Origin of the sequence: Oceanobacillus zhaokaii (assembly GCF_003352005.1) — a bacterium.
GTDB lineage: Bacteria > Bacillota > Bacilli > Bacillales > Amphibacillaceae > Oceanobacillus > Oceanobacillus zhaokaii.
The window spans coordinates 3,917,947-3,930,903 of the sequence record NZ_CP024848.1 but is presented as its reverse complement, the minus strand read 5'-3'; the positions used below and the strand labels follow the sequence as shown (position 1 = coordinate 3,930,903).

Below are 12,957 nucleotides of genomic sequence, written 5' to 3'. Positions count from 1 at the left end.
CCGCTGATCCAGCTAACGCTATTACATATTCACTGTTTTATTCTCTTCTTTAATTGTATCATTTTTGCCGGTTGCTAAATATTCCAGCAATTCATCCACTTCCGCAGATACTTCAAGTCCTCTCTTCTTATTAATATATCCGCCTAAGAAGAAGACTATTAATGTGACTAATAGCGGGAAGGCTGTTGCAATATCAGCTGGTATTATATTCGTTAATTGAGTGATTGCGAATCCAACTACCCCACTTAAGATTGAATAGATTGCTACTGGTCCATTACTGTACTTAAATCTAGAGAATTGACCAAAGATTAATGGTACTGCCATTGGCCCAACTAGTGCAGAGAACCATGTAATAATCAGGCCGATAACCCCACCGAATCTTTCTTGGTTTAATCCGACAGTAATCGTTAAAATGGTAAATAAAATCGTTAATAATCTTGCGATAAGCAAGGATTGTTTTCCTGTATCATTTTTAATTTCCTTAAATTTCTTGTTCATTGTAGGTAAGATATCCCTTTGTACTACAGCTGTTAATGCGTTAATATCCGACACCGTCATACCCATTGTACTTGCAAACAATGCCGCTAGCACAAGTCCAACTAAACCTGCTGGCATGAATGTTGTAGTCAGCATTGGGTACAATTGCTGTGCAGGATCTGTTAAATCAGGGAAGATTAACGGTGCTGCAACCATTGGTAAGAAGATTAATAATGGCCATACAAAGTATAATACCGCTGATAGCCTAGCTGCTTTTTTTGCATCCTCCCCATTTGGAGTCGAAATGAATCGTGCTGCTAAGTTCCAGTTACCTCCACTATAATCAAAGAATTTAACAATGATAAACAGGAAGATCCATAGTGGTGTATAAGAGCCATTGAATGGACTAGCATGTCCATCAGGCAAATCGCCCCACATTGTAATTAAAGAGCTTGGTCCACCGAGATAGCTGAATACCCCAACAAAAATAACGATACCAGCAATTAATTGCACGATAAATTGAACAAAGTCGGTCACCAAGTCTGCCCATAGTCCGCCAATTGCAACGTAAATAAGTGATACGGCACCAGATAAGATAATTCCAGTCCAAATTGGCAAGCCTGTGAAACCGCTTAACAAAATACCCATTGAAGCCCATTTTGCACCAATATCAAGAAGTTTAATAAGAACTCCAGTCCATGCTGTTACTTGTTGTGCTGGCAGTCCAAAACGAAGTGCCATATATTCAGTAGGTGATTGGATCCCTAACTTTTCACGTAGTCTTGGCCATCTCGGCGCAACCCATTTCGCCGTTACTAATAAAGCGAGCCCAATTGCAACTGCCCACCAGAAATAAATCGTAATCCCATAAGTATAAGCAATCCCTGCGTATGCTACGAACACTACCCCACTGTGACCCGATACGTGGTGAGATACTCCAGAAAGCCACCAAGGCACCTTTCCTCCACCAACAAAGAAGTCATCAGAGCTATGGTTTTTAGTATAACTATAAATCCCGATTCCGATCATGACTAAGAAGAAAAGCCCTACAACTACCCAATCAAGCGTTTGCATTGATTTTCACCTTTCCTTTCCCCATTCCAATATTTATCTTACTTTAGGACCAAACAGTCTTAAAGCTCGAACAGCTTTATCCCCGACATTTTGTATTTTATAATTTGCAACTTTCGCTGGTATGAAAAACTGTTCCCCCTCTTTACATGACAGTTTCTCTTTCCCTGCAACAATGTCTGCCTGCCCAGACAAGATGTATAACCCGGAATATATTCCGTCTCCCGTAATTTCTAGTTCATTTTCTACTTGAACAAGCGTCATTCGAAAATAAAGCGTATCCTTATATCCAATTAATTCCTGTTCCTTAGAGGATTGAGATTCTTTTATAACAGTAGTTGGAATCTTCCATTTCTCAAGCGTTTCTTCCCGCGAATAACTAGCATAGTTAAAGCAATTAAACATTCCCTCGAATCCAAGCCCTTGATGACACATGTGGTCATCTATTTCAAAGCCGGATGGTGAGGTCTTTTCTATGCGTATCGTATAGTCAGTCGGCTCTTGAATTTCCACTAGCAGACAACCAGGCCCAATTGCATGAGGGGTACCGCCCTCAATTAAAAACGTATCTCCTTGGTTTACTTCATATTTATGAAGACAATCGAGCATTCCTTTGGTATCTTGCTGTTCAAAAAGCTTTATCCACTGTTCTTTCGTAACACCCGGCTTAAAGCCAAGATAGACATGTGGCATTTCCCGATCAATTTCTCTGCCCCCAATTATATGCCAGCACTCTGTCTTGCCAAAGCTAGAATCAAATAATTCTTTCGCTTTTTCCCGGTCCGGATGTACCTGAACAGTTAACCGTTCTGCCGAGTCAATTACTTTTACAAGCACCCCTGTATGTTTACCGTATTTCTCTATATGGTCCTTTCCTAAAAAATCTTTAGGATTTTTCTCTATCAAATCTTTTAAATAGCAATCTTGATTTGGCTTGTCTACCTTACTTAGCCCTTCATTAAGAATATGCTCTCTTCCAGCATTTCGAGCGGAAACGGTCGACATAATCCACTCTTCTGGGAAGTGACTATCTTCTGGCTGCTCTGCCCGATGCAGCGTGTCGATTAATTTCCCGCCTAAGTATGTTCGCCAAGCTCTAGTTGCAGATAGTTTAATAGGTGAATCCACATGAATTTTTACCTCGTTTACCCCAAAATTATCCCCCCAGTTATGAATTGACAATCAAATAGTGAAACGGTTACATTATAGTTAATCAAATAATCCGATTAACTATACGAGATAAATATAGTTGTAGATGTTTTACTTAGATTTTCTGTGAGACTAATTTATTTGTCAATCAAACAAACAAACTATTAATCAACTATTATTATATTTGTAAGCGTTTAATTTTTCAAGTGTTTTTTTGTTTATTTAACAAACTCCAAATATTAATGATATAATATATATTAGGATATTATTATTTATTCAGAAAAGGTGCGATGTTTTAAGTAATGATGTAAACGCTTAAAATGAGGGTGATACATCTTTTCTGTAAATATTAAGGGATAGGGAAGAGATATTAATGAGTAGACAACCGAAGAAAACAAACGTTATCTTGATTGGTGCCGGTGTCATGAGTGCAACATTGGGCTCCTTACTGAAAGAGCTAGTACCAGAATGGGAAATCAAAGTATTTGAGAAACTCTCCAAACCTGGGGAGGAGAGCTCGAACGGCTGGAATAATGCGGGCACAGGGCATTCCGCACTTTGTGAGCTAAACTACACACCAGAGATGCCAGATGGATCAGTCGATATTAGCAAGGCATTGAAAATCAATGAACAGTTTCAGATTTCAAAGCAGTTTTGGTCTTATCTAGTAAAAAATAAATTAATCCAAAATCCTCAAGACTTTATTATGCCATTGCCGCACATGAGTTTAGTACATGGAGAAAAAGATGTAGCGTTTTTAAAGAAACGGTTTGAAGCGCTTTCGAATAATCCTTTATTTGCTGGGATGGAGTTTTCCGATAATCCGGAAAGGCTGATGGAATGGATGCCCCTTATTATGAAGGAACGTACAACAAATGAATCGATAGCAGCAACAAAGGTTGATTCTGGAACGGATGTCAATTTTGGTGCATTAACAAGTATGTTATTCGATTATCTAATCAATAAAGATGTTGAGGTCAACTATAGACATCTTGTTAGGGATATGAAACGCGCTCAGGATGGTTCATGGGAAGTAAAGGTACATGATATTGATGGAGGAAAGCTGGAATACCATACAGCTGATTTTGTCTTTATTGGTGCTGGCGGCGGAAGTTTGCCTCTGCTTCAAAAAACGGATATTCCAGAGTCGAAACATATTGGCGGCTTCCCTGTAAGTGGGCTGTTTTTAGTATCGGATAAACCAGAAGTTGTCGAACAGCATCATGCAAAAGTGTACGGGAAGGCGAAGGTTGGTGCACCTCCGATGTCTGTTCCGCATTTGGACACACGGTATATTGATGGCAAAAAAACGGTGCTGTTTGGACCATTTGCAGGATTTTCACCGAAGTTCCTGAAAACAGGTTCCTATTTCGATTTAATCCGTTCAGTGAAGCCGAATAATGTCCTCACAATGCTATCTGCGGGTGCAAAAGAAATGAAATTGACGAAGTACTTGATCCAGCAAGTGATGCTGTCGAATGAAAAGCGTATGGAGGAATTGCGTGAGTTTATTCCAACGGCAAAGAGTGAAGACTGGGATGTAATCGTCGCCGGTCAACGTGTGCAAGTAATCAAGGATACCGAGGCTTTAGGAAAGGGAACACTTCAATTCGGCACAGAGGTCGTTACTGCAGGCGATGGTTCAATCGCTGCATTGCTTGGTGCTTCACCAGGGGCTTCTACTGCGGTTTCCATCATGCTTGAAGTACTGGAGAAATGCTTCCCGGAATATATTGATAAATGGGAACCAAAAATCAAAGAAATGGTCCCTTCTTATGGCATGTTGCTACTGGAAAATCCAAAGCTTATCCGTGAAATCCATGCTTCAACGGCAAATGCGCTTGGATTAGAAGAGGATGGGAAACAAGCAAGTCAGAAGGAAAGTGCAGTTACATTACTAGAAGCATAACCGCCGATTTGGCGTTTATGCTTTTTTTTAGGTGTAGCCTCGTAATAAAGTAATTTTTTGACCACTTTCCAATTAAATTCAACTAGATTTAATACCAAGGCATTTTGCATGAAGGAAGAGAAGCTTATGGAAGTAATCAAACGCATCGTTCTCTATTTAATCGGAATATATGTGTTTATTATGTTTGTGAATGGGTTTATTGATGAATCGAAACAACTTTATTCGTTGGTTCAGCAACAGAGAAACGAGCAAGTGGAGCAAATGGTGCACGGTAAAGTCGCAGATCGTGATTTGTTTGGAAAAGTGAATTACTATGCGATATTTGAGGACGGAGCGGACACAAATGTCATCCATAAAAATAGGCCTAGGACATATGCGGAAATCTCGAGAAATGAATTTGAAGAGTTGAATGTCGGTGACAAGGTCGAAGGAAGCATTACTGGTCGGGCATTCAGCAACGAGGATATACGCTCTCAGATTTATGTGCATCTAATTATGATGGGTGTCTCCCTCGTCTATCCGATATTTTTTATTCTTTATCAACTGATTCATATACCGGCAGTTGGAAGGTGGTTAGATCGTCAAGGTAATTGGCTTGGTCGGTTGTTGTCCATCGTGTTTATCGGTGCTCTTTGTAGCGGACTTTTACTTTCCTATATTTCGATGGGGAAGAACATTATCAGTACAATCCAAGCGCATAGTGGAAAGCAAATAGAAACAACAGCTTTGATTACCGACAGAGAAGCTGATGATAATTATGGACGGTATGAGCGCAGTTATTATTACCTTGCACTGGAATTTGAAGATCAGGATGGCGATGTGATAAATCTGACAAAAGAAGTTTCACCGAGTATTTATTACAATAACGAATCCTCTGTTGAAATCAGCTATCCGGAAGAGTATCCATATCGAATTCATATGGATGGTTTTAACGTAAGTGATACCTTCTTCTATTTTAACGTGCTAATTATATACGGAATTACAATTGTGCTCACTCTACTGCTGATTTATGCTGCTTTCTTGATGAGGAGGAAGAAGAAAACGGGAAGCTATTGGCTGGAGAGAAAGAAATCTGACGTTAGTTGAAACGCTAAAATGACTAGTCTGTTCATTGGCAAATAAGGTAAGAGGTGACCGCATTAGATTGGTCATCTTTTACCTTTTTCACTTGAAATGATACACATTTGCACATTTCCTTCTTCAAATAAGTGGCGGAATACAATTGTATTTTAGCCATCAATCACTGTTCCTCTCTGTTCATTCTCATAGCAAATGAGCCGAACCATAGACATTTACCTGAGAAGGGTGTATAGTTACCTAGGTAACTATATTTTTTCGGAGGGATACGAATTGGAGCAGTCTTTGTTTTTTCAAAGAAATCTACAGTTTTCAAGATCATTTACGAAAAAACTCAATGAAAAACTAGTAGAGATTGGATTATATTATTCCCAATGGAGTATTGTTTATTGTTTAAAACAAATAGGACCAGTCACACTTGTGGAAATAAGTAATCATCTTGATGTGGAAAAGCCGACGATTTCGCGCACGGTAAATCGGCTGGCAGAGCAACAGCTAATTGAAGAAGTGCCAAGCAATGACAAGCGAGAGCGGATGATTCAGCTGACTAAAAAAGGATTAGAAGTATATGAGAAAGCTATCCTTATTGTAAGTGAGTTCGAACAATCATTAATTGCGGACATACCGTCAGCAGATATAGATACAGCGTTTCGGACGATTCAATTATTAAAAGAAAGACTTTAGGGAAATTGCCTTTGTTGCACTTATACAGAATGTATTCGCGGTTGCTATTCACACACGATTCTCCAGTGTTTTACTGCAATCAACGTCGATAGTTACTTCGCACTTTATCCAACTTGCAACCAACAAACTATACAAAAAGATTCATTGTTAAAAGGGAGAGAAAAGATGGAACAGAAACCTAAATTATGGACCAAAGACTTTATTATGGTCTCAACTTCGAATTTTTTACTTTTTATATCATTTTATATATTAATGGTAACATTAGCCGTATACTCAATTGAGAAATTTCATGCATCGCAGAGCCAAGCAGGCCTTGCATCGAGTATCTTTGTGCTTGGAGCGGTACTAGTAAGACCGATTGCTGGGAAGACGATCGAAAAGGTAGGAAAAAAGAAATTACTGCTTTTCGGTTTGATCTTATTCTTGGTCATGATGTTATTTTATTTTCCGGTAAATAATCTAGCGCTGCTGCTAATCATTCGGTTTATTCATGGTTTTGCTTTTGGGATTAGTACAACTGCAACTGGGACAATCGTTGCGGACATCATACCAGCTGTAAGACGTGGCGAAGGTATGGGATATTTTGCGACAAGTACGAATCTAGCGATGGCGGTTGGTCCTTTCTTAGGACTCTATATTAGCCAAAACTTTGAAAATAATATAATCTTTATTACCACCACAGTATTTGCAGTTATTGCTTTAATTGCAACGCTTTTTTTACGTGTTCCAAAAACAGCGTTTATACCGAGTGCGAGTGATGAGATGGGCGGCTTCCGTCTAAGCGATTACTTTGAAAGAAGTACGATTGGGATTGGTATCCTTGTTGCTTTACTTGGGTTTGTATATTCCAGTATTCTATCGTTCTTTACTTCTTATGCAGTAGAAATAAACTTAGTGGATGCAGCGAGCTTTTTCTTCGTTCTGTACGCAGTATTTCTTCTGCTATCTAGACCAATTACCGGCCAAATGTTTGATCGATTGGGAGAAAATGCTGTTATCTATCCGTCGCTCCTGCTATTTGGTGTCGGCATGTTCCTGCTAAGTCAGGCAAATATTGGTATCATTTTACTCATAGCTGGGGCAATTATCGGTATTGGTTTCGGTACGTTTCAATCAAGTGCCCAAACGGTTGCCATTAACGAGGCTCCAAGACATCGGATCGGTTTGGCAACATCAACCTATTTTGTGTTCTTTGACACTGGTATAGGGATAGGTCCGTTTGTACTCGGATTTATTCTGCCATTGATCGGATTCCGCGGAATGTATGTAAGTATGGCTGTTATTATCTTTGTTTGTATCTTTGTCTACTATATAGTACATGGCAAGAAGGCTGCGGCGAGAAAGAGAGCTAGAGGAGTCTGAATTTATATTTTCCCTTGATATTATTAAATAAGGGATGCAAGAGTATCAGGGCGATCATTAAGTTGATCGTCTATTTTTATGTAATTTTTTTTAGAATATTATGTTATCATTTAAATGCGATGTTATTCAAATAAATCTGCGGTCAGTATAAACATGTATTGTCTCCTAACAATAACAATTCTTCTCATCAATTAAGTACTTTTCTGAGTTTGTCATTTCGGAAAGGAGAAAATTATGAAATTAAACAATATCAATATTGAAGAACGGATGAAACATTTTCATGTGCCAGGTTTAAGTATCGCTTTAATTGAGGGCGGCCTAATTACTGAAATAGATAATTACGGCTTATTAGAAGTGGAAGGCAATAGAAAAACAAATAAAGATTCTATTTTTAGTGCTTGTTCGATTAGCAAGTTCTTATCAGGAATGCTTGCTATTAAGCTAGTACAGGAAGGGCTTTTCAATTTAGATAGCGATGTAAATGAAAGTCTTATAGCTTGGAAAGTACCAGTAAATGATTTCACTAAAATTAAAAAAGTTACACTGAGAAACTTACTAAGTCATCAATCTGGAATTATAGACCCTGATGGCAGTTTTTCTGAACTGAAACCGAAAACAGAGATTCCTTCGATGATTGAATTATTAGAGGGCAAAACTCCTTACTGTAAAGCTCCAATTGATGTGAAGTGTGAACCTGAAAGTGAATTCCACTATTCGGATGCAGGTTTTTGTATTATTCAGCAACTGATAGAAGATGTTACTAAAAATAAGTTTCATCAAGTTATGAAGGAGCAAATATTTGATCCATTAGGGATGACAAACAGCCATTTCAACACATCAGGTCTGGAAATGGATAGGCTGAATACTTCTTGTGGTCATAACAGAAACGGTGAGATAGTCGATGGAAAATATCCGATATATCCTTATCCAGCAGCTTCTGGTCTATGGACAACTTCAATGGATTTAGCTGAATTAGTTCTAGAGCTAATAAATGCTGTAAAAGGAAAAAGCAAGCTAGGCATATCAGAAAGCTTAGCAAATGAGATGGTAGCTTCACAAACAGGTAAAAGCTGGACTGGATTAGGTGTGTTTCTTGAGGGGTCTGAAAAAGAATTAGAAATTACCTCACTCGGCTGGGGAATAGGGTTTCAATGCATGGTGTCAGCTTTGCCGTATTTAGAGAAAGGTGCGGTCATCATGACGAATGCAGAATTGGGTGTTCATCAAATGGAGGGTATTATTGGAGAGATATACAAATCTCTTAGATATTAAATAGGTGTCTACGAAAGTGGAATGTCAATGGCGCAGCATTAAAGCAGATTTTATAGTGGAGACTTGGCGAAAGACACTCTAATTGCAGTAAGAATTTAGCAAAAGGAGCTTTTATGGATAAGCTCCTTTTGCGTGTTAATATGTTAATGATAGGATTTTATCGTTACGGTTATTGTGTTTTGTCCTTAATAAACCGAATATTCCTCGCAAGCATTGCCTTTCAACTAGCTTTCCTTTTTTAAAATCTCAAGTGTTTCAGTAAATTCTTTATCAATTTCGTCATTTGGTCGATATGTCGCCAAACTTACGACGTACGTAACAATCCAGCAAATGATGAACCCAGGGACAATTTCATAAAGTGTATCTGTCAATAACTTGACATTACCCCAGATCATAACAGTTGCCGCACCTGTAATCATTCCCCAAAGAGCACCTGTTGCAGTAATCTTCCTCCAGTAAAGAGAAAGTAAGATGATCGGTCCGAATGAAGCACCGAATCCTGCCCATGAGAAAGATACGATTTTCAAAATAGATTCGTCATTAGGCCAAGAAAGTGCAATCGCTATAATCGAGATGACAAGGACTGCCAATCTTCCTAAAAATACATATCGCTTATCTGATGCATCTGTCTTAATGACAGCTTTATACAAATCTTCAATGAGTGCGGAAGATGTGACAATCAGCTGGGAAGAAATCGTACTCATAACAGCTGCAAGTACTGCTGCTAGCATAATTCCCGCGATAAAGGGATGGAAAATAATTTGCCCTAGTGTAATGAAAACCGTTTCCGGATCAGCAAGTTTGGCGTTATTTTGCTGATAATAAGCAACTCCGATAAGTGCTGTTGAAACAGCGCCAAAAAGGCTGAGAAACATCCATCCTATACCAATACGGCGTGCCTTTTTAACCTCTTTGACAGAGCCAATTGCCATGAAACGGACAATGATATGAGGTTGACCGAAATAGCCAAGCCCCCACGTAACCGCTGAGATAATGCCAAGGAAGGAACCACCAGAAATGAAGTTTAATAGCTGAGGATTAACTTCACGAATACTCGCTGCTGTTTCTGAAAACCCACCAGTAAGAAATAACCCAACGATTGGTACGAGTAATAATGCGAAAAACATTATAAGACCTTGGACAACATCTGTATAGCTAACTGCTAAGAAACCGCCGAATAAAGTGTAGAAAATAACGACCGCTGATACGATTAATAACCCAACGTGATAGTCTAATCCGAATGAGCTAAGGAAGAACTTACCACCTGCAACCATTCCTGAAGATACGTAGAATGTAAAGAAAATAAGAATAATAATCCCTGAGACAACACGTAAAAGACGGGATTTGTCTTTCAGACGATTTTCTAGATAACTAGGTATCGTAATGGAATCATTCGATACTTGCGTATAGACGCGAAGTCGTGGTGCAACGAGTACATAGTTCAAATAGGCACCGACAGTCAGACCGATAGCCATCCAAGCTTCAACCAGACCGCTCAAATAGATTGCACCTGGAAGTCCCATAAGAAGCCACCCCGACATGTCTGCAGCTCCAGCACTTAAAGCAGTAACAGCCGGTCCTAGTGAACGCCCGCCAAGCATATAGTCTGTCAGGTTTGAAGTGCGTCTAAATGCATACCAACCGATAAATACCATTGCAGCCATGTAAATAATAATTGCTAATAATTGATACATTTCATTGGACATTGTATTCCTCCTTTTTGTTTATACTATCACAATATTATGTTAATTTTAGTGTTTTATTTATTACAACACTGTATCATTCACTAATTTGTACCCGACTCCTATAAAAAAACTCGGCATGAACCTTTAAGTTCACCACCGAGTTTTATATTATAAGTTCTCTTTAATCTTCTTAATTACCTCTTCATATTCTTCATCTGATAAATAAGTTTTGCCTAAATTCATTTCAAATGTAGAGCCCCAATTTTCCTTGCCTTCATATTTCGGTACTACATGCATATGTAAATGATGCAAGGTATCTCCATATGCCCCGTAATTGATTTTATCAGGATGGAATGCTTTGTCCACAGCAGTTGCTACCTTTTTAACGTCATTCATAAATGCTGCCAATTCATCTTGATCGAGATCAAATAATTCTTTTACATGATCCTTATATACGACATTACATCTTCCAGCATAGGTTTGCTCTTTAAATAGGAAAACCGTAGAAACATCGAGCTTGCCTATTTCAATCATTAGGTCGTCGCGTCGCTCATCTTCCATACAATACATGCAATCTTTATTCAATTCCATTTCAACAATCCCCTTGTCTATGTTTGATTCTATTCTTTCTTATTGTATCACTTGATGGGATTTGGGGATCGAAATTAGCTCTTAATCAATATAATATATAACCTCGCGCTTGATTCTAGAAGAGTAATCAAAACGGCAAATTCGTTCTAATTTACTGTATAATGAGAATAGCATTTTAATGAGATATATTAAGATGAAACATGTATGTGTGAAGATAAATGTTGGTACTTTTGAAGGAGATGTAGATTTCATGTCAAATGAGTTCAAACAAAAGAAAGAAAAGACATCATATTTTAGTAAATACATAAAGAACAGAAGGATTTTATTCATTTTTGGTATTCTAACTATTCTTGGCGTGGCAATGAAAGTATACTTTGATACCAATGTATTTAAAGTAAATCGAGTTTCATTTCAAAATAATAAACTACCATCTGATTCCAAACTCACCATTCTCCAAATCAGTGATTTACATAACAAGGTATTCGGTTCGAACAATGAGACAGTAATTGATACTGTTGAACAAGCAAATGCGGACATTATTGTACTGACGGGTGACTTGATAGACAGAGGTACAGATGATTTGGATTATGTCTTTTCCCTTGTTGAGAGAATAACAGCATCGAATCCCTATGTATTTTTTGTTTCTGGTAATCATGAGTGGGGAAATGACCTTACCGAAGCATTTATAGAAGGTCTTGAACAGAGAAATGTAACGATCTTAAACAACACAAGTACTGAAATTACAATAGGCAGTGCAACGATTTATTTAGCAGGGGCTAACGATGTTACAACGAATCATGAGAATCTTAATCTAGCATTTGAGAAGGTGAATCAAGAAAGCTATACGATATTGCTTTCCCATTCACCAAGCATTTTGGACAAATACAAGAATATCCCGGCAGACCTGGTTCTTAGTGGACATACTCACGGAGGACAAGTAAGACTTCCGCTTATTGGCGCTTTAGTAGCACCTGATCAAGGATTCTTCCCAGAGTTGGAGAAAGGAACATATGAATTTGGTGAAAACCAGTTTCTTTATATTGATAGTGGACTTGGTACTACTGCTGCGCCGATCCGCTTTTTTAATCAAAGCCAGGTTAGTTTGATTGAAATATCTGGAGAGAAATAAGTTGGAAATCTACTATTAACACTACAAACGATTAACTCTATGAACAATAATCAATAAACATATTGAGGTAAGCGCTAAGATTTGCTATTTGTACCTTCGTAAGTTATTAATTCCTTTAGTAAACATGTAAATTATAACTTTTTAGGGGGAAATTGATATGAAGGTGTTTATTCGAATTGCTGAAATACTGTTAGGTATCATTTTTTTAGGTGCAGGATTGAATGGTTATGTCATGTTACTTGGGTTTGACGCATTTGCTCCAACAAGTCCAGCTGCAATGGAGTTTCTAGGAGATGGTTATTTATTGGCAATTGAAAAAGGAGTAGAGATTATAGCAGGATTCTTATTATTAATTCGCAGGTTTGTTCCGCTCGCTTTAGTCGTACTAGCAAGTATTGTCATCAATATATTAGCATTCCATATTTTTGTAGACTCTGAGATACTTCCATTAGCAATATTAGTCACGTTATTAGAAGGAGTATTGGCGTGGTTTTATCGTGAAAGCTTCAAAGGGTTATTGGAAAGCAAGCCAAATGTACATTAATGTGAAG

At 38.2% G+C, this 12,957-nt stretch carries 11 protein-coding genes; 7 read left to right on the top strand and 4 right to left on the bottom strand.

What is annotated here, in order from left to right; all coding sequences use genetic code 11:
- Positions 1-21: 21 nt before the first annotated feature.
- Positions 22-1,551, bottom strand: a complete 1,530-nt coding sequence (locus tag CUC15_RS19205) for a sodium:solute symporter family protein (RefSeq protein WP_114918202.1) — start codon at positions 1,549-1,551, stop codon at positions 22-24.
- Positions 1,552-1,584: 33 nt separating this feature from the next.
- Positions 1,585-2,676 carry a type I phosphomannose isomerase catalytic subunit gene (locus CUC15_RS19200; protein ID WP_205317634.1) on the bottom strand — a complete coding sequence of 364 codons (1,092 nt, stop codon included), beginning with the start codon at positions 2,674-2,676 and terminating at the stop codon, positions 1,585-1,587.
- A gap of 394 nt (positions 2,677-3,070) precedes the next feature.
- On the opposite strand from CUC15_RS19200, the gene CUC15_RS19195 reads away from it, so the two are divergent.
- The 5 genes from CUC15_RS19195 to CUC15_RS19175 all read left to right on the top strand — a co-directional run bounded on the left by CUC15_RS19195 (position 3,071) and on the right by CUC15_RS19175 (position 9,001).
- Positions 3,071-4,606: a malate:quinone oxidoreductase gene (locus tag CUC15_RS19195; protein WP_114918201.1), complete on the top strand. Its 1,536-nt coding sequence runs from the start codon at positions 3,071-3,073 to the stop codon at positions 4,604-4,606.
- Positions 4,607-4,732: 126 nt separating this feature from the next.
- Positions 4,733-5,692, top strand: coding sequence for a hypothetical protein (locus CUC15_RS19190; RefSeq protein WP_114918200.1), 960 nt, complete (start codon positions 4,733-4,735; stop codon positions 5,690-5,692).
- Positions 5,693-5,956: 264 nt separating this feature from the next.
- On the top strand, positions 5,957-6,367 hold the full coding sequence (locus CUC15_RS19185; RefSeq protein WP_162800364.1) for a MarR family winged helix-turn-helix transcriptional regulator: 411 nt from the start codon (positions 5,957-5,959) through the stop codon (positions 6,365-6,367).
- Positions 6,368-6,532: 165 nt separating this feature from the next.
- Positions 6,533-7,729, top strand: coding sequence for an MFS transporter (locus tag CUC15_RS19180; RefSeq protein ID WP_341457172.1), 1,197 nt, complete (start codon positions 6,533-6,535; stop codon positions 7,727-7,729).
- Between the two features lie 234 nt (positions 7,730-7,963).
- Positions 7,964-9,001, top strand: coding sequence for a serine hydrolase domain-containing protein (locus tag CUC15_RS19175; RefSeq protein WP_114918197.1), 1,038 nt, complete (start codon positions 7,964-7,966; stop codon positions 8,999-9,001).
- A gap of 224 nt (positions 9,002-9,225) precedes the next feature.
- On the opposite strand, the gene putP is transcribed toward CUC15_RS19175, so the two are convergent.
- Entirely contained in the window at positions 9,226-10,707 is a 1,482-nt protein-coding gene (gene putP / locus CUC15_RS19170; RefSeq protein ID WP_114918196.1) for a sodium/proline symporter PutP, read from the bottom strand.
- 147 nt (positions 10,708-10,854) lie between these two features.
- Positions 10,855-11,277 (bottom strand): HIT family protein, encoded by a 423-nt coding sequence (locus CUC15_RS19165; protein WP_114918195.1) that lies wholly within the window; start codon positions 11,275-11,277, stop codon positions 10,855-10,857.
- Positions 11,278-11,470: 193 nt separating this feature from the next.
- Here CUC15_RS19165 and CUC15_RS19160 point away from each other — a divergent pair, with 193 nt between their 5' ends.
- Both CUC15_RS19160 and CUC15_RS19155 read left to right on the top strand, forming a co-directional pair.
- Complete coding sequence (locus CUC15_RS19160) at positions 11,471-12,406, top strand: metallophosphoesterase (RefSeq protein WP_242985905.1); 936 nt, start codon at positions 11,471-11,473, stop codon at positions 12,404-12,406.
- A gap of 157 nt (positions 12,407-12,563) precedes the next feature.
- Positions 12,564-12,950 (top strand): hypothetical protein, encoded by a 387-nt coding sequence (locus CUC15_RS19155; RefSeq protein ID WP_114918193.1) that lies wholly within the window; start codon positions 12,564-12,566, stop codon positions 12,948-12,950.
- The last annotated feature ends 7 nt before the right edge of the window (positions 12,951-12,957 follow it).